Here is a 16,574-nt window from a genome sequence, read left to right as displayed (position 1 = left end):
GATCGCACAGGACGTAGTCCGCCTGCGTGCCGTCGCTCAACCGCTGTTCGAAGATGACGCTGACGCCGTCCAAGGGCTTCCAGCCGGAATCGACGAGCAGCGCATCGACCTTGACGCGGCTGAAGGCTTCTTTGTTGCGCTTGCTCATGTGTGTGGCAGTGTGGTCATCGGATATTGTTTAATAATGTCGGTCTAATCTGCAATAGGATACCGCCCATGCGGCAAACAAATTTATGCCGCTGCCAAAACGTTAATTCATGTGACGCACGAGGTCGAGACGTTTGATGAGCTTGAGCGCCCACTGGTCCAGATAGGCCTTGAGATTGCCGGCGTCCGTCTTGCGAAGCACCTTGGGCATCCGCTCGACGACGAGGGCACCGGCGTCCTTCCTCGCGTCGAGCGCGGTCCGGTCCCAGACGCCGCCACGCTTCATCATCGCGGCCAACAGCGCGGCCACGTCGGCCTCGATCTCCTGGAGCGTCGGGTCGACCCGGTAGCGCAGCGCCAGCATCGCCAGCGCGACCTGGTCCGAGTGGTCCACATCGATCAGCGCCCTGGGGTGCGCCCCGGGCGGCCTGAGCAGCGCGATGAGCGCGGGGCGGCGCTCGAGCCGGGCGTCGCCGACGCGGGAGATGCTTCGGCCATCCGGCAGCGGCGTCAGCGCGCTGGCGACAGCGCCGTCGGGCAGTTTCTGCTGCACGCGCTTCAGCACGGCGATCAGAAGCTCCAGCTCGCCGGTCCAGTCGGTCGGCATCGGCTCAAGCAGCTTGAACTCCAGCTTCGGCAGCTTCGCATCGGGACCCGGCTCGTCGAAGGTGATGATGCGCTGGTTGTCCTGCTGCCTTGGCCCTTCCTGCTCCGCCGGCGTGTACTGCGCTCCTTGCGCCGCCATCGGTCCGGCGCCGTCGACGGCTTCCGGCCGGCGCGCCCTGTCGGATTCATCCTGAGACGCATCAGGGACCCGGGCGCCCGAGGCGCCGGGTCGATCCGGGCGAATGGCCCGCACCGGGATGCGCTCGTCGAACTCGTCGCCCTGGACGAAGACCGGCGCCAGCCGGCTCCCAGCCCCGGGGGCGCCCTGCGTGGCCACCGTCAGCGTCGTGGCGGGATCAACGCGCCGCCGCCTGCCTTGCGGGTCGCCGTCTACGGGCTCGCCCGGATCATCGCCTCGGTCGCTCGCGGACGCCTCAGCGGGAACAAACCGCACCGGACGGACGAGTTTCGGGTGGCTGAAGGTGATGGCGCCGCAGGGATGGACGCCACGGCCGATCGTCAGGAACTCGAGCACCATCAGCGTGTCGTCGACCTCGATGGCGCTGACGCGGCACCGGGAATCCTGGATCTCGGGCGGCGAAAGCCGCAGGGCCCGCCCGCCCGTCGTCAGACGCCCGATGCTGTCCCAACCCTGGCGGGCGGCGGGGTCGATGGCGATCCAGCCGAACAGCTCGGCGAAGCGCATTCCCGACCGGCCGCGCAGCAAGTCGACCGGCATCGTCGCTGTGAAGTCGAGGTGGACGGCCTCGTGGCGACCGGGCATCGGATGGACGCAGAGTTCCATCAGGCCTTGCGGACGAAACACCGCCTGCGCCAGCACCGAGTGTCGGAAATAGAGCGCCCGGGCCAGCTCGACGGCGGGAACCAGGATGGTCCGGTCGTCCACGCTGTAGCGCAAGATCGTCTGCGGCTCGCCACGCCGGGCGCCGGGCGGCGCCCCCAGAACTTCGAGCAGCGCCGACGGCAGGCTATCCGAGCCGATCTCCTCGCACTCGGCGAGGTTGGGGAACATCAGTGTCTGGAACGCACCAACCCGCACGAGGTCGAGACGCCTGCCCTTCGAAAACACGCGCCCGGCGCTGAGAAGCGGCAGCGCGCCGATCGGCAGGGTGACGCCCCGCAGTCGCTCTTCGCCGGTCACGCGCACGCTGACGCGGACCATCCACGCGCCGCTCTCACGGTCATGGTGGGGCGAGCCGACAACCACCACCTGCACCTCGTCGCCGAGTGCAGCCATGGCGTCGAGAAAAAGCTGGCCTGCCATTCCGCGACGTCTTCAATCTGACGTCGGGCGCCAGTCGTCTGGCAGGCCGGCGTAGCGCCGCAAGCGCCACAGAGGTGCTTCGGGATGCTCGGCCTGCGCCCATGCGAAGCGGCGGCGCCGGAAGGCGTCCAACCCCTCCGCCAGCGCGACGACCGTCGCCGCAGTGAGCGGCAGCTTGGCACGACGGGGCGCGATCCAGCCTGGTCGCCCGAGCATGCGCTCCAGCGCCGCTAGCGTGATGCGGACCGGGGGCACGCGCGCCTTCAATTCCGCCGCCGCCTCCCGCAGCGCGTCCGCCAACGCGGCATCCTCGGCCGCCCACCCACGGCGCGGGCCCGGCGCCGGTCGGCGCGTCGGCTGTGGCGAGTGCGCCTCGAGCCAGGCGCGGTCGTGCCGACGCAACCAGGCGAAGGTTGCGGACAGGCGCTGTCTCAAGGCCTTGCGCGACAATGAGGGGTCGGTGGTCTGCAATCGGGTCCAGGCTGAACGATGCTTTTCCTGCGGATCACTCTGGGACCGGTCCGACGATTCCGCCAAGGCTTTCCATGGCGTCGCGATGTCCAGCCGCGCCGCGTGTCGCCGCACTGTCAGGGGATCGACGCCGAGCGATCGGGCAGCCCGCCGCAGGCCACGCTCGACGGCGAGAACGGCGCGCAGCCGCGCCTCGAAGGCAGCGTCGTCGGCGAGGAAGCGCCGCGGCGCAGGAGCGACGGGCGCCGCCACGGGCGCGGCGTGCGCCATCAGCACGTCGAACAGCACATGGCAGAGCGGATGGTGGGCGCCCCGCCAGCGACGCGTCAGGGCCGTCAGCCAGCCGGGCTCCAGCGCCAGGGGCAGGACCGGCGCCAGCGGCGTGAAAACGCGCTCCTGAAACGCCAGCAGCGCGCGCTGGTTGACGGCGCGCGCGCCGCGGTCGAAACCGCGCTCGCGCAGACTTGCGTGTATGGCGGCCTGCCTCGCATCCGGCGCGGCACCGGCGCCCGTATCGAGCAACGCTGCGCTGGCCGTTGCGATGGCCTGCAGCAGCGCCCGCGCTTCGGGAGACCACACTGGCTCGGACCCATCCGGGCAGGTCTCGTCCACCGCGGCGATGAATTCATGCTGGCCGGTCGCCGACGGCACGACGGTCGAGTCCCGCAATGGCGCGCCGTGCTCTGGGCAGACCAGCACGCCCGGCAGTTGATGTGCGCGCCGCCAGCAGCGCTCGCCTCGGACCGCCAGCGTTTCGGCATGGCAGGCGGGACAGAAGCGCAGGGCGACCGGTGCGCGCACGGCGCCGGCTGCGATGCCGAGACGAAGATGGAGACCGTCCGTGCTGCCCCGCGTCATCGCTTCCAGCGCGACCCGTGCCGTCTCTTCCGGGCTGAATGCGGTGTAGTAGGGCAGCAGAGTGTGCACCCGGGCGAGACGCCCTGCGTCGAGGCAAAGGCCGGGCGGCAACCGGTCGGCCAGCGCGCCGAGATGCCCCTGAAGGTCCGCCGACGCCCGCACTGACCGGTTGCCGAATAGGTCCTCCAGCGTCGCCTTGGGGCCGGGGGAGCAGACGTGGCGGTGGTAGCGGGCGATGACGCTGTAGAGCAGCTCGTCCGGAAACAGCGCTGGGAAGTAGGGCAGCATGGGCGACCCTCTCCGTCCGACCGCGGCACATGGGAGACAGTGATCGCGCTGCAGGATAGCACGGCGCAAACCCGTGCTGGGACGCGGCGGATCGCCGGATCAGGCGGGGAACCGGATGTCGCGCCCGTAGCGCAGGCCGCCGGCCGCGCAGAGCGCGCGCAGCCCGCGCACCAGGTCCGGCCTCCCTATGTTGGCGCTGACCCACCAGCCCGAACGGGTCTGCAGGACAGGCAGGTCGCGGCGGCCAGCATGCACGTCTTCGCGAGCGCGGGCGGCGAAGCGGCGCGTGCGAGCCTTCATTCCGGCCAGCCGCTCGATGACCGCGGGATCGAGGTCGTGGATGGCGTCCACCACGTTGCGGAACAAGCGACCCATCGTGTCGGCTCCGACAGGCGCGCCCAGAATGGACGCGACGTAGAAGTCGGCGGTCGCAGCCGGCCATGTAGACCCGCCCACAGGCGACGGCGACGCGGCTTCCACCGGCGTCGACGGCGCAAGGACGGGGGCGGACGTCGCCACGCTCGCCTGTCGGGCAACCTGGGCGCAGCGGGCGGCGACGGCGTCGAGCGTCTCGCCCTCCGCGCGTAGCGCCATCAGCATGGCGACGGTGGACTCGCAGAGCGTCACGAACACCGTGGGCGACGGCTGGATCATGGTCATCGGGTTTCCCTCCCGCGGCGGAGCGCGCGCCGTCCGGCGGCGGGGCGCATGTGGCAGACGGTGACAATGGCGTCGCCCGAGACGACGACCTTGCAGCCACGCAGGCGCTGAAGCTGTTCGATCTCGCGCTTGCGCCGGACGATCTCGCGGTCGGCGTCGGCGTCGGTCACGAGCCAGGCGTCGTCGGCGAGCGGCGTGGCGGCGTCGAGCACCAACGCGAGGTCGCGGTCGCGAAGGCCGCGCTGACGCATGCGGGCCTCGGCGTGGCGGGTGAGGGCGAGGGCGATCATTGATCGGCACCCTGCTCTGTAGCGGCCTGATCAAACCCGAACTCCCGGAAAAATTCCTCGGCTTCGGCCGCCTCTTTAGCGAGACGTGCTTCCTCACGCGACCGAACATCGGGCGGTATCTTTTCAGTGAGCCAAACGATGCGCTCTGCGGTCTTCGCTTCGCCCTCGAGATCTTTAGGGATCGCGCTGACGATGCCCTTCACGTTGTCGACAGCGAAGCGCGCCAAGCTGTCGCCGCCGGTCAGCTGGTGCAGCCAGTTGCTGAAGACCGCCCAGTGGGGCACGCCGCGGTCATAGGGCAGCTTGAGGCTGTCGGGATCGAGAGCGTCCTCATCTAGGCCTTCGGCGGCACGCCGCAGGAAGTCTACGAATGGGTTCGTCTCGTCGGGCTCAAATGGGTATCTATCCCCTACGACCTCTACTTCCTCAAGAATCACTTTTCCGAATACATCCCGGCGGGCGAGAGAACTCTCCTCGTCCCCGACGGCGTCCACGAATTTGCCACGTGCCCTACATCCGTGGCTTAGATGTACGGGCAGCCGCGCTATCGCCTCCTCGAAGGACGCCTCCGCCTCCTTCAGCCGCCTGCGACGATCAGCGAGGCTCATCTCGGCAAGCAGCGTGAACATCCACGGCGCCGCGTCGATGAGGTCCTTCACCGTCACATCGTAGTGGTGGGTCGTCCAGCGGTAGTTCTGGCGCACCTCCTTGCTGAGCCAGGCCGAGACCCGACGGTAACCGGCTTCCTCCAACGTGGCGCCGTCGGTCTCGCTCACCGGCTTGCCGAGCGTTTCCGGCGCCACTCCCAGCACCTTGGCCAGGCTCTCCACGGTGTGCGGCCGCACCTTTTCAGGCGCGATCTCGCCGCTCTCAATGCGCGCGATCGTCCGCTTGCTGACGCTGGCGCCCTTGATCTGCGCGGCTTTCTCGGCGAGGCCCTGCTGTGAGAGGCCTTGCTTCTCACGAAGGGCCCTCAGTGTCTCTGGAATAATGGACATAGCGATCTCCATGCGCTGCTGGAGATATTATGGCATCAAGTTTTGATGCCATAAAGCGCTATAGGGGTGCCTTATGGCGCTTATCTGTGGCGCCAAAAATAGGCCGGCGAACTTGCCATGTCCCCAAGAATGGCGCCGACGCTTGGCGCCGCATGCCATCTCAAGTCCACACTGAAGCCGTTATGGCGCCGAGCGGCGCCACGGGATGGCGGGCTCACGGTCCCGACGTCAGGCCGACACCGCGACTCCATCTCTCAGCGGCGTCCTGCCTGTCAGGCTCGCCTCCTCCGCCGGCCGCCGCAAAGCGCCGCCTGCGGTCAACCGCGCGTGGGCCGACCCCTCTCCGGCGGCGGCGAGGAGGCGGAGGTCCGCCGGGTCGGTCGGCGCGGCGGGGTCGGGCGCCTTGGGTTTGCGCGGACGCTTCGGCGGGGTCGGCGGCGGGCGGTCGCGCAGGCGGTCGCCGACCGCCTGGAGCATCTCGAACGGCCCGATCCCGGGCGTCTGTGTGCGGATTTCGGCGATCAGGGCCGGGGCGATATCGGCGGCTATCCCGAGCTGGCCAAGAAATTCGATGATACGTGCATCGGCTTCGGTGGAAGTGCTCGGAAATCCTCCGACTGGAGCCGCCGCCGATGCGCCTGGCGACAATGAGCGCCGCGGAATCGTGGCTGCGGCGTCGCTGAGAATTTGCTTTACATACATGTCGAAGCCCACGAGGTCGTCGTAACGCTCCAGCGCCCGTTGGTCGTTCTTGCGCAGAGCGTCGAGCATCGGCCGCACGAGGCTGAGGCTCTCCTCCGCCACATGGCGCAGCAGCGCGGCGTCGATCGTCTCGCTGGCGCCCGACACCGCACCGAGCTGGATCGCCTTGAGCTGCGCCAGCTGGTAGAGCTTGATCACGATGTCGATGATGCCCTGGCTCTCGTCGTAGAGCGTCTCCTCGACCTCCGGCGTCAGGTCAGAGGGCTCGCGGGTCCACTGAAAACGCCACATCCGCTTGATAAAATATTTCCAGGTCTCGTCCGGCGGCAGCCGATCCCACATTATGCTGCCGAAGCCGCTGACCCGGCGGGCCTGACGGAAGGCGCCGTCGAGCAACGGCAACGCGCGCGGCGTGCCGATCAGCAGCACCGGCACGCCCACCACGTTCACGAGCGTCACGAAGAAGTTCAGCAGGCTCCGCCGGACGGGGCCCGGCGCCTCGATCAGGTGCTGGATTTCATCGACCACCAGCAGGCCGAGGGCATGGCGGTTCGCGATGCCCGCCATCTGCGGCAGCATCTTGTCCACGGGTTCGCGCGAGGCGCCGTGGCGGGCCTCGAAGTTCGTCCCGAGCAGTCTGTCCATCTCCTTGAAGAAGCTGAAGCAGAGCTGCTTCTCCGACCCCTTGGCCGGGCAATCGAGACGCAGCCAGGCCACCTGATGCAGCGCGAAGGGCTGCTCGTGGACGATCACCTGCGGCGTAAAGCGGCCCAGTATCCGCTGCACGCTCCGGGTCTTGCCCATCCCGGACACGCCTATCAGCGCCATGCCGATGGCGGTCGACTCCGCCGGCCTTAGCGAGACGCGAAGATCGCGCGCCACGACGCGGGCGTGCCCGTTCGTCACGTGGTCCATGTACCCGGTCGTGAGCGGATCGCGGCCGACATAACCCTGCCGGATCATCAGATCGAGGCGCTGGTCGAGGTCGAGATGGCGCTCGTTGGGGTCGAAGTAACGGGTGAGCCGCTGCAGACAGTGTAGCCGAATGTGCGCGGGGTAGGTGCGCTCGGCCGGATCGAATGCCGGCAGGTCGGTCAGGCCGTCGAGCACGGCATGATGGTCACACAGCGGCGGCAGCCGGTTGATGAACGGATTGTCCCGATACTCGGGCAGGTCGAACGGGTCTTCAGCCATCGCGATCCTCCTCCTCATCGGCGCGGCGCTTGCGGAACCGCGCGACGCTGGGCAACCTGAAGTCACGCGGTGCGGCGACGTCGGGGCGGATCGGCGTCACCGTCGCGCTAGCACCGGGTTCCAGCGCCGGACGCGCGACCGCCGCCCTCCGCTCCGCGTCGAGTTCGGCCGCCCGGTTGGCGCGAATGCCGCGGACACGCGCGGCGGCGCTCTCCGCGGGCCGACCGGCCGCGGCGGCTTCGGCGCTGGCCTGTCGCGCGATCTCCTTGATCTCCCGGTTGACGTTGATGCGCGCCTCGCGCCGTTGGCGTTCTGCGGCACTCCCGCGCGCCTTTTCGTCCCGCCTCAGCGCGTCGATTTCCCACAGGGTCATGCCCCGCATCGCTCCGCTCAGATCCGTCATGCCGCAGCGCAGGAAGCCGAACTCGCCCTTCGCATCGTGGATGAAGATTTCGTCCATGAGTCTCGGATCATAGGAGACGTTGACGCGCCAGCGCCCCTTCTGGCGAGCCCTGTCGAACCAGCGCTCCTCTATCGCCAAAGGGCAACTGTAGAGGCAGTCATGGAACTCTACGCCGCGCGTCGTGACAGCTGCGGTATCGGTCGGCAGGAGGCTCAGGCGGACCTGCTCCGAGGGATAGCGGCGGAGCGCTCCACTACGGACAGCCTGACCCCATTCCCAGAGCTCGACCGGAACTGGCCGAACGTCTTCGGCAATCATGCCGCGATCGCGGACATAGCCCGTTATCTCCCGCTCATTGTTATAAAACAGAACACAACGGATAATGATTGTAATAAACTCATCAATCGAAAACACGGCATCTTGTCTATAATCATGAGCACCTCTTTCCTTGAAATCAGTCTCGATATAGCCAGGTGCATGATCCCTGAATACTGCAGGGAGAAGACGGAATTGCTGCTCAACCATACCCTTCCAGTCAGCACGGTATGGGGCGGTATTTTCTAGGTGGATTTGGAAATTCTTTATAAGAACATCCGCCTTTGGCCCCAACATCTCACCGCGGTCAGCCAGAAGGGTTCGCGGCAGGGTGGCGCAGGGCCAGTCCGCCTCGGCTATCTCGACATCGTACTGACGGCACCAATCGACCTTGTCGGAGGCCGCGTTGACCAGCGCCATCATGGCGCCGAGCCAGGACGGATGCTCGAAGCCCACGTAGAGGCCCACGATCATGCCGCTGAAGACGTCCACGACGACGTAGATGGTGGGTCGGCCGACGATCCTGTGTCGATCGAAGCGTGATACGAGAAAGACATCGGCGATGGTCGCGTCGATCTGAAAACGATCCCTGGGACCCGTCACCTCGAGACGCGACGAGCCCAGGAGCCCGCGCCGATCTTTGTCGTAGACGCGCGGGGTTCGGCGCTTGCGGTCGAGGGCGAGGAGATCGTTGTCTCTCTGGAGCCAGTAACGAAACTGCCGCAAAGACGGACACGGATCGCGCTGAACGCCCTTTTGGCGCCCCGTCTTTTCGTCCATAATCAAATCCGTGAAAAATTCGTCCAATAATTCGTTGTAGCAATCCGATAGGATCATGTTCTTCTTTTTTGCGTAGTACCTCTGAACGGCTATTTTGAATGATTCACGTATTTCGGGAGTGATGTTCAACCCGTCGGGGCCGTTACGAGGCGGCATGCCCCGCTTCCGGTCAGAGGCGCTCTTGGATTTTCCAGGGCCGCCGCTCTTTGCGTAGTCTGGCAGCAGCGCGTTCGGCGTCATGCCCCTTTGCCAGTAACGCCGCAGGAGGCGGTAGATCGTGAACCGGTTGCTTCCCTCCTTCGCCGCGATCTCCGCCGTCAGGGCCGCGCGCCGCGCTTCAAAAAACGTGTCCGGCTGCGCGCGGACGAGCGGTTCGATGAGCCTCCAGGACATGTCGCGCCGATCACGCCATGCGGGCGGCAGCGCTTCCTCAAGGACAGGGCGCAGCCATGGATCGTCGAGGCGCAGCGCAACACCTTCGTCGAGGAGCTGCGCAATCTCCTCGATCGCGCGCAGCGCCGGCAGAGCTCTCGGCGCATCGATGTCGATGGTGACGAGCTGGCCATGGGGGCGGTCGATCCAGAGCACCCGCTCCCGCGGCATATTCTCGCCGAGCCGAAACACCTCGCACGGCGCGATGCCGGTCATGCCGACGCGCTCTGCGCCGACGCGCCGCGCCGCATGAAGCGGGCAAGCGGCGTGGTTTCGTCGATCGTCTCATGAAGATCTGTCGTCCACGCACCGGTTGCGAGCAGGTGATACGCGATCTCCAGCGCGCGGCCGGTCTCGAGCGCGAAGCGGGCGTCCATCGCTGTACAGAATTCCCGGAGGTTCGCTTCGGTCCACACGCCATGCTCTCGATCGATCCGGCCGACGATCCCCGTCGAAGCGCCTTCCTGAATACTTCGATAGCCTGCGAGCTTCACGAGATTGCGTACGAGGGTTTCCGGGAGTTCACGCTCGGTGACGATCCCCCAGTCGACGCTGCGCTCAGCCCAATAACGGCGCTCGATCTCGAGCTTCTCGAGGGTGCGAGGCTTCTTGAGTTCAGAAGAGGGCTTGACGGATCGGGCCACCATGGCGGGGCCTTCAGGCTTGGCGAAGTCGATGACGAGATCGGTCGTCATGACGAGATCAACCTTCGACTTGGCGTCGGCAGGGTGAGAGACCCCCATGGCCGCCGCGATGCGCCTGGTGTCGTCGCGATCGAGCGGGAACTGCTCACGGATGTCCGAAACCGCATCGGACCAGTCGTAGATCAGGAACGCACGGTATTCGAGGTCGGAGAGTAGGTGATGAACCCGACCCGTGATGCGTCCTTCGAAACGGTGGCTCCGGCCCCGCGAAGGGACGCTCTGCACCGTGAGCCAAGGCGTATAGTCGGCGCCTGCGCCGACGCCCCGTCCTTCCTTCAGGAACCGGGCGATCTTCGCTTCGTCGAAACCGTACCAGCTGCGTGGCATGGCGCACCTCCCCGATCCCAGTCGTCGGGAGGCAGTCTAGCAGGTTCCTGTCAGGAGCAAAGTTTTTTGTCCGTGAGCAAACATTTTTGTCCGTGAGCAAACTTTTTTGTCATTTTACACGACGCCGCGACGGGCCGGGCGGATCACTCGACGGTGACCGACTTCGCAAGGTTGCGCGGCTGGTCGACGTCGGTGCCGCGGGCGACCGCGGCGTGGTAGGCGAGCAGCTGGACCGACGCGGCGTAGACGATCGGCGCGACGAACGGATCCACCGTCGGCAGCTCCAGCCGCCGCCAGACGCCCTCGCCGGCCATGGCGTGGCCGGCCGCGTCCGAGATCAGCGCCACCCTGCCCTGACGCGCCATCACCTCCTGCATGTTGGAGATGGTCTTCTCCGCCAGCCGGTCGGCCGGCGCCAGCACCACCACCGGCGTGCGGTCGTCCACCAGCGCGATCGGGCCGTGCTTGAGCTCGCCCGCGGCGTAGCCCTCGGCGTGGACGTAGGTCAGCTCCTTGAGCTTGAGCGCGCCCTCCATCGCCAGCGCCTGCATCGGGCCGCGGCCGAGATAGAGCACGTCGCGCGCCAGCGCGATCTCAGCGGCGAGCCGCGCGATCTCGGGCTCCCGGGCGATCACGTCGGCCAGCGCGGCCGGAACGGCGCAGAGCGCCGCGACGAGCCGCGCCTCCTCCGCCGCCTCGATGGCGCCGCGCATCCGCGCCGCGACGAGCGCGGCGGCGGCCAGCGCGATCAGCTGGCCGGTGAACGCCTTGGTCGAGGCCACGCCGATCTCCGGGCCGGCGCGCAGCGGCAGCGTCACGTCCGCCTCGCGCGCGATCGAGGACGTCTCGACGTTCACCACGGCGACGATCGTCTGCCCCTGGGCGCGGGCGTAGCGCAGCGCCGCCAGCGTGTCCGCGGTCTCGCCCGACTGGCTGACGAACACCGCCACGCCGCCCGCCGGCATCGGCGGCTCGCGGTAGCGGAACTCCGAGGCGATGTCGATCTCCGCAGGCAGGCGGGCGATGGTCTCGAACCACCACTTGGCGACCTGGCAGGCGTAGAAGGCCGTGCCGCAGGCCACCAGCGTCACCCGGCTGATGCCCGCCCAGTCCAGAACGGCGGCCGGTCCGGCGGCGGCGTCGCGGCCCGGCGCGATGTGGTAGGCGAGCGCGGCGGCGGTCGTGGCCGGCTGCTCGTGGATCTCCTTGGCCATGAAGTGGCGATGGCCGCCCTTGTCGGCGCTCGCCGCCTCGACCGCCACGTTGCGGATCGGCCGCTGGACGGGGCGATCCGTGTCGTCGAAGACATGGACCCCGTCGGCGGTGACCGCCGCCCAGTCGCCCTCCTCCAGATAGGCGATGCGGGTGGTCAGCGGCGCCAGCGCCAGCGCGTCGGAGCCGACGAACATCTCGCCCTCGCCGTAGCCGATCGCCAGCGGCGACCCGCGCCGCGCGCAGACCAGCAGGTTGGCGGCGCCCTCGAACAGGAAGCACAGCGCGAAGGCGCCGCGGAGACGCTTCAGCGTCGCGGCCGCCGCGTCGGTGGGGCCGAGGCCGCGGCGCATCTCGCGCGCGACGAGCTGTGCGACGACCTCGGTGTCGGTCTCGCTCTCGAACGTCGCGCCGTCGTCGCGCAGTTCGTCGCGCAGTTCGCGGTAGTTCTCGATGATGCCGTTGTGCACCACCGCGACCGGCCCGGCCCTGTGCGGATGGGCGTTGGCCTCGGTCGGCGCGCCGTGGGTCGCCCAGCGGGTGTGGCCGATCCCCGCGCAGCCGGGCAGCGGCGTCGCGTCATGGGCGGCGACCAGCGCGTCGAGCTTGCCCGGCGCGCGTAGGCGGCGCATCGCGCCCGCGTCGTCCAGCACGGCGATCCCGGCGCTGTCGTAGCCGCGATACTCCAGCCGCTTGAGCGCGGCGAGGATCAGCGGCGCCGCCAGGCGGTCCCGCGCCAGAACGCCGATGATGCCGCACATGGTGGGGTCTCCGGACCGGGGCGCAGGGGGCCCTCTTAGCGTCGCCCGCGGACCGGGCAAAGCCCGCCGACGGTCACTTCGTATTTCAGCGCGGCCCCCGTCGTGAGCGCGCCCGCGCCGCCCGGCCCCGCCGTCGCCATCGGCGCGTGGCGGGCGACGGCGGGGCCAGGCGCGGCCGGAACGGCCCTAGCGCATGGCGACCAGGGGCCAGAAGACCGGTATCACCAGCGCGGCGACGGCGCCGACCAGCAGGTTGAGCGGCGCGCCCACGCGCAGGAAGTCGCTGAAGCGGTAGCCGCCCGGCGCATAGACCAGCGTGTTGGTCTGGTAGCCGATCGGGGTGGCGAAGCTGGCCGAGGCCGCCACCATCACGCCCACCACGAACGGCCGCGGATCGACGCCGAGGCTCTCGGCCAGCGCGACCGCCACCGGCGTCATCACCACCGCGACGGCGTTGTTGGTCACCGCCTCCGTCAGCAGCGAAGCCGCGAGGATCAGGCCCCAGAGCGCCAGCATCGGGTGCACGCCGGCCAGCCACGGCGCCGCCGCCTCCGCCAGCATGCCCACCGCGCCGGTCTTCTCCAGCGCCGCGCCGAAGCCGAGCATGGCCAGGATCAGCGCAAGCAGCCGGCCGTCCACCGCGGCGTAGGCCTCCTCGATGTCGACGCAGCGCGTCATCAGCACCGTGACCGCGCCCACGAGCGAAAGCGTGGCGATCGGCGCCACGTTCAACGCCGACAGCCCGACCACGGCGAGAAACACCGCCGCGACCAGCGGCGCCCGCTCGCGCCGGTAGGCCCTCGCCACGGGGCGCGACAGCACGGCGAGCCCCACGTCCTCGGCCATGCGGCGGATGTCGTCGGGGTCGCCCTCCAGCATCAGCGTGTCGCCGAGCCGCACCACGACGTCGTCGAGCCGTCCGCGCTCCATCGGTCCGCGGCGATGCACGGCGAGCGGATAGACGCCGTAGCGCCGCCTCAGCCGCAGCCGACCCAGCGAGCGCCCGATCAGCGAGCACTCCGGCCCCGCAAGCGCCTCGACCGTGACGCTGCCGCGCTGGCCCACGCGGTCCACGGTCTTGAGCCCGCGACTCTGGCGCAGGTCGATCAGCGCGTGCGCCCCGGTGCGCAGCACCACGCGGTCCCCCTCCTCGAGCCGCACCGCGGCGAGGTCGCGCCGCAGGCTGTCGTCGCCGCGGATCACGTCGACCACGCTCAGACCCTCGCGGCGGAACAGATCGACCTCCGCCAGGGTGCGGCCGATCACCGAGGAGCCCTCGGGGATCGCCACCTCGGTCATGAAGCGCAGACCCCGCGCGCCGCGCGCCGCCTCCCCCGGCGTCGCGCGGCCGGGCAGCAGCAACCGGCCCGCCGTGGCCAGATAGGCCAGCCCCACCCCGAGCAGGATCAGCCCGAGCGGCGTGATCTCCAGCAGCGTGAACGGCGCCAGCCCGTGCTGGCGGGCGACCCCGTCCACAAGCAGGTTGGTCGAGGTGCCGATCATGGTGCACAGACCGCCCAGAATCGCGCAGTAGGAAACCGGGATCAGCAGCTTGGACGCCGAGCTCCCCAGCGCCTCGGCCAGCCGGATCGCGATCGGGATCATCACCAGCACGACGGGCGTATTGTTCATCACCGCCGAGCTCGCCGCCAGCAGCAGCGCGAACAGCGCGATCGTGCGGCGCGGGCGCGGCGCCGCGCCTGCGATCAGCGGGGCCGCCACCATCTCAAGCAGGCCCGCCCGCACCAGCGCCGCCGACAGCACGAACATGCAGGCGATGGTGACCGGGGCGGGATTGGCCATCGCCGCGAAGGCCTCGCCCGCCTCGAGCACGCCCGCGGCCAGCAGCGCCCCGAGCGCCGCGAGCGCCGTCAGCTCCGGCGGATGGCGCTCGCGCACGAACATCGCGAAGGTCGCCGCCAGAAGGCAGAGCGTGAACAGCGCCGGCGCCGACGGCGGCAGCAGCGCCCAGAACGCCGCGGCGTGCGAGGGCTCCATCAACGACCCGTCGCGCGCCGCAGCCGCGCGCGCAGGACGGCGGCGAGGCCCGGCTTGTCGATCTGACGGGCCCGCGCGATCGACAGCGCATCAGGCGCCACGTCGCGGGTGATCACGGAGCCGGACGCGACGTAGGCGCCGGCCCCGACCGTCACCGGCGCCACCAGCGCGCTGTTGGAGCCGATGAAGGCGCCGGCGCCGATCTCGGTGCGGTGCTTGCTGGCGCCGTCGTAGTTGCAGGTGATCGTTCCCGCGCCGATGTTGGCCCCCGCTCCCACCGAGGCGTCGCCGAGATAGGCGAGGTGGTTGGCCTTGGCCCCCTCCCCCAGCGCCGCGTTCTTGACCTCGACGAAATTGCCGACATTGGCGCCTGGGCCGATCTCGGCGCCGGGCCTCAGCCGCGCGAAAGGGCCGACGACGGCGCCCGCGCGCACCGCGCAGCCCTCGAGATGGGAGAAGGCGCGAATCTCGGCGCCGTCCTCCACCCCGACGCCGGGACCGAACACGACGTTCGGCGCCACGGTCACGTCGCGTCCGAGCGCGGTGTCGTGGGAGAAGAAGACCGTCTCCGGCGCCGTCAGCGTCGCGCCCGCCGCCATCGCCGCCGACCGCGCGCGCGCCTGGAAGGCGGCATCGGCGGCGGCGAGCTCAGTGCGGCTGTTGACGCCCATCGCCTCGTCCACCCCGCAGCGCGCGACCGCGCAGGCCGCCCCGTCGGCGCGGGCGAGGCCGACGAGGTCGGTGAGGTAGAGCTCGCCCTGGGCGTTGCCCGGCTCCAGCCGCGCGAGCCAGCCGGGCAGACGCGCGGCGTCCACCGCCATGGCGCCCGCGTTGCAGAGCCGCGTCGCCAGCTCCTCGGGCGTCGCGTCCGCCGCCTCGACGATGCGCGCAAGCGCCCCGTCCTTCTCAAGGATCAGCCGGCCGTAGCGGCCCGGCTCAGGCGGCTCGAAGCCGAGCGCCACGACGCCCACGCCCGTCGCCCGCGCCGCGGCCATGGCCGCCAGCGTGTCGGCGCGCAGCAGCGGCGTGTCGGCGTAGATCACCAGCGCGGTCCCGGCGTCGAAACCCGCGAGCGCAGGCAGGGCGCAGGCGACCGCGTCCCCGGTGCCGCGCTGGACCGGCTGCTCGGCGACCGCGGTCTCCGGCGCCAGCGCCCGCGCGGCCGCGGCGACCTGCGCGCCGGCCTCTCCGGGCCCGACCACCACGACGAGGCGGGCGGGGCCGAGCGCCCGGGCCGCCTTGAGCGCGTGACCGAGAAGCGGCAGGCCGCCGACCAAGTGCAGCGGCTTCGGCAGATCCGAGCGCATCCGGCTGCCAACGCCGGCGGCCAGCACCACGACGGCGAGGGGATGCGCAGTCATCGGGAAGGCTCCTTGTGAACGGCGACCGCAGCTGTTCTACGCCGCGCTGGCGGGTCGTTGGAAGGGCGCGCGCGGCGCGGCCCAGATCGCCCGCCCAGATCACCCGCCCAGATCGCTCGCCCCGAAGCGCCCGCCCAGCCGCGTCCGGGGCTCAACTTCCCCACGGCGAGGCGCCATAAGGCGTGGACATGCTCAATCCGCGACGAGGGGAGCCCGGCCCATGGCGAGACTGTTCGGCACAGACGGGGTGCGCGGCGCGGCCAACGTCCACCCGATGACCGCCGAGGTGGCGCTCGCGCTCGGCCGGGCCGCGGCGCGGCGGTTCCGGCGCGAGGGCGGCTCGGGGCGCGTGGTGATCGGCAAGGACACGCGGCTCTCGGGCTACATGCTGGAGAGCGCGCTGCAGGCCGGCTTCACCTCCGGGGGGATGGACGTGATGCTGCTCGGCCCGGTGCCGACGCCGGCGGTGGGGATGCTGACGCGCTCCATGCGCGCCGACGTGGGCGTGATGCTCTCGGCCTCCCACAACCCCTTCGCCGACAACGGCATCAAGCTGTTCGGGCCGGACGGCTTCAAGCTGTCCGACGCCGAGGAGGACGCGATCGAGGCCGAGATCGCGACCCCCTCGCCGCTGGCGCCGGACGGGCGCATCGGCCGGGCCAGGCGCATCGACGGCGGCGTGGCGCGCTATGTCGAGGTGGTGAAGGCGAGCTTTCCCAAGGGGCTCAGGCTCGACGGGCTGAAGGTGGTGATCGACTGCGCCAACGGCGCCGCCTACCGCG

11 protein-coding genes and 1 pseudogene are annotated in these 16,574 nt (G+C 69.6%); 1 reads left to right on the top strand and 11 read right to left on the bottom strand.

The window, feature by feature from the left end; all coding sequences use genetic code 11:
* Window positions 1-250 precede the first annotated feature (250 nt).
* From V7Q31_RS13745 to glmU, 11 genes are all read right to left on the bottom strand, one after another.
* On the bottom strand, window positions 251-2,038 hold the full coding sequence (locus tag V7Q31_RS13745; protein WP_333834432.1) for a hypothetical protein: 1,788 nt from the start codon (window positions 2,036-2,038) through the stop codon (window positions 251-253).
* A gap of 12 nt (window positions 2,039-2,050) precedes the next feature.
* The gene (locus V7Q31_RS13740; RefSeq protein ID WP_333834431.1) at window positions 2,051-3,655 is read right to left on the bottom strand and encodes a TnsD family Tn7-like transposition protein; all 1,605 of its coding nucleotides are present in this window, start codon (window positions 3,653-3,655) and stop codon (window positions 2,051-2,053) included.
* Window positions 3,656-3,754: 99 nt separating this feature from the next.
* Window positions 3,755-4,315 (bottom strand): hypothetical protein, encoded by a 561-nt coding sequence (locus V7Q31_RS13735; protein ID WP_333834430.1) that lies wholly within the window; start codon window positions 4,313-4,315, stop codon window positions 3,755-3,757.
* A complete protein-coding gene (locus tag V7Q31_RS13730) occupies window positions 4,312-4,605 on the bottom strand; it encodes a hypothetical protein (RefSeq protein ID WP_333834429.1) in 294 nt (97 codons plus the stop codon). The genes V7Q31_RS13735 and V7Q31_RS13730 overlap by 4 nt, the downstream gene beginning before the upstream one ends.
* Window positions 4,602-5,615, bottom strand: coding sequence for a helix-turn-helix domain-containing protein (locus V7Q31_RS13725; RefSeq protein ID WP_333834428.1), 1,014 nt, complete (start codon window positions 5,613-5,615; stop codon window positions 4,602-4,604). Before V7Q31_RS13725 ends, V7Q31_RS13730 begins: the two co-directional genes overlap by 4 nt.
* 216 nt (window positions 5,616-5,831) lie before the next feature.
* Window positions 5,832-7,499, bottom strand: coding sequence for an ATP-binding protein (locus V7Q31_RS13720; protein ID WP_333834427.1), 1,668 nt, complete (start codon window positions 7,497-7,499; stop codon window positions 5,832-5,834).
* Window positions 7,492-9,645, bottom strand: a complete 2,154-nt coding sequence (locus V7Q31_RS13715) for a Mu transposase C-terminal domain-containing protein (RefSeq protein WP_333834426.1) — start codon at window positions 9,643-9,645, stop codon at window positions 7,492-7,494. The genes V7Q31_RS13720 and V7Q31_RS13715 overlap by 8 nt, the downstream gene beginning before the upstream one ends.
* A complete protein-coding gene (locus V7Q31_RS13710; protein WP_333834425.1) occupies window positions 9,642-10,460 on the bottom strand; it encodes a TnsA endonuclease N-terminal domain-containing protein in 819 nt (272 codons plus the stop codon). Before V7Q31_RS13710 ends, V7Q31_RS13715 begins: the two co-directional genes overlap by 4 nt.
* A gap of 143 nt (window positions 10,461-10,603) precedes the next feature.
* The gene (gene glmS, locus V7Q31_RS13705; protein WP_333834424.1) at window positions 10,604-12,433 is read right to left on the bottom strand and encodes a glutamine--fructose-6-phosphate transaminase (isomerizing); all 1,830 of its coding nucleotides are present in this window, start codon (window positions 12,431-12,433) and stop codon (window positions 10,604-10,606) included.
* A 186-nt stretch (window positions 12,434-12,619) separates the two neighbouring features.
* Window positions 12,620-14,431 carry an SLC13 family permease gene (locus V7Q31_RS13700; RefSeq protein ID WP_333834423.1) on the bottom strand — a complete coding sequence of 604 codons (1,812 nt, stop codon included), beginning with the start codon at window positions 14,429-14,431 and terminating at the stop codon, window positions 12,620-12,622.
* Window positions 14,431-15,792: a bifunctional UDP-N-acetylglucosamine diphosphorylase/glucosamine-1-phosphate N-acetyltransferase GlmU gene (gene glmU, locus V7Q31_RS13695; RefSeq protein WP_333834422.1), complete on the bottom strand. Its 1,362-nt coding sequence runs from the start codon at window positions 15,790-15,792 to the stop codon at window positions 14,431-14,433. The genes V7Q31_RS13700 and glmU overlap by 1 nt, the downstream gene beginning before the upstream one ends.
* Window positions 15,793-16,012: 220 nt before the next feature.
* On the opposite strand from glmU, the pseudogene V7Q31_RS13690 reads away from it, so the two are divergent.
* Window positions 16,013-16,574 (top strand): annotated as a pseudogene (locus tag V7Q31_RS13690) (phosphoglucosamine mutase); the annotation flags it as partial.

The sequence above is a fragment of the Rubrimonas sp. genome, from assembly GCF_036788415.1.
GTDB lineage: Bacteria > Pseudomonadota > Alphaproteobacteria > Rhodobacterales > Rhodobacteraceae > Rubrimonas.
The sequence above is the reverse complement of the archived record's forward strand: the minus strand, read 5'-3'. Positions and strand labels throughout refer to the sequence as shown.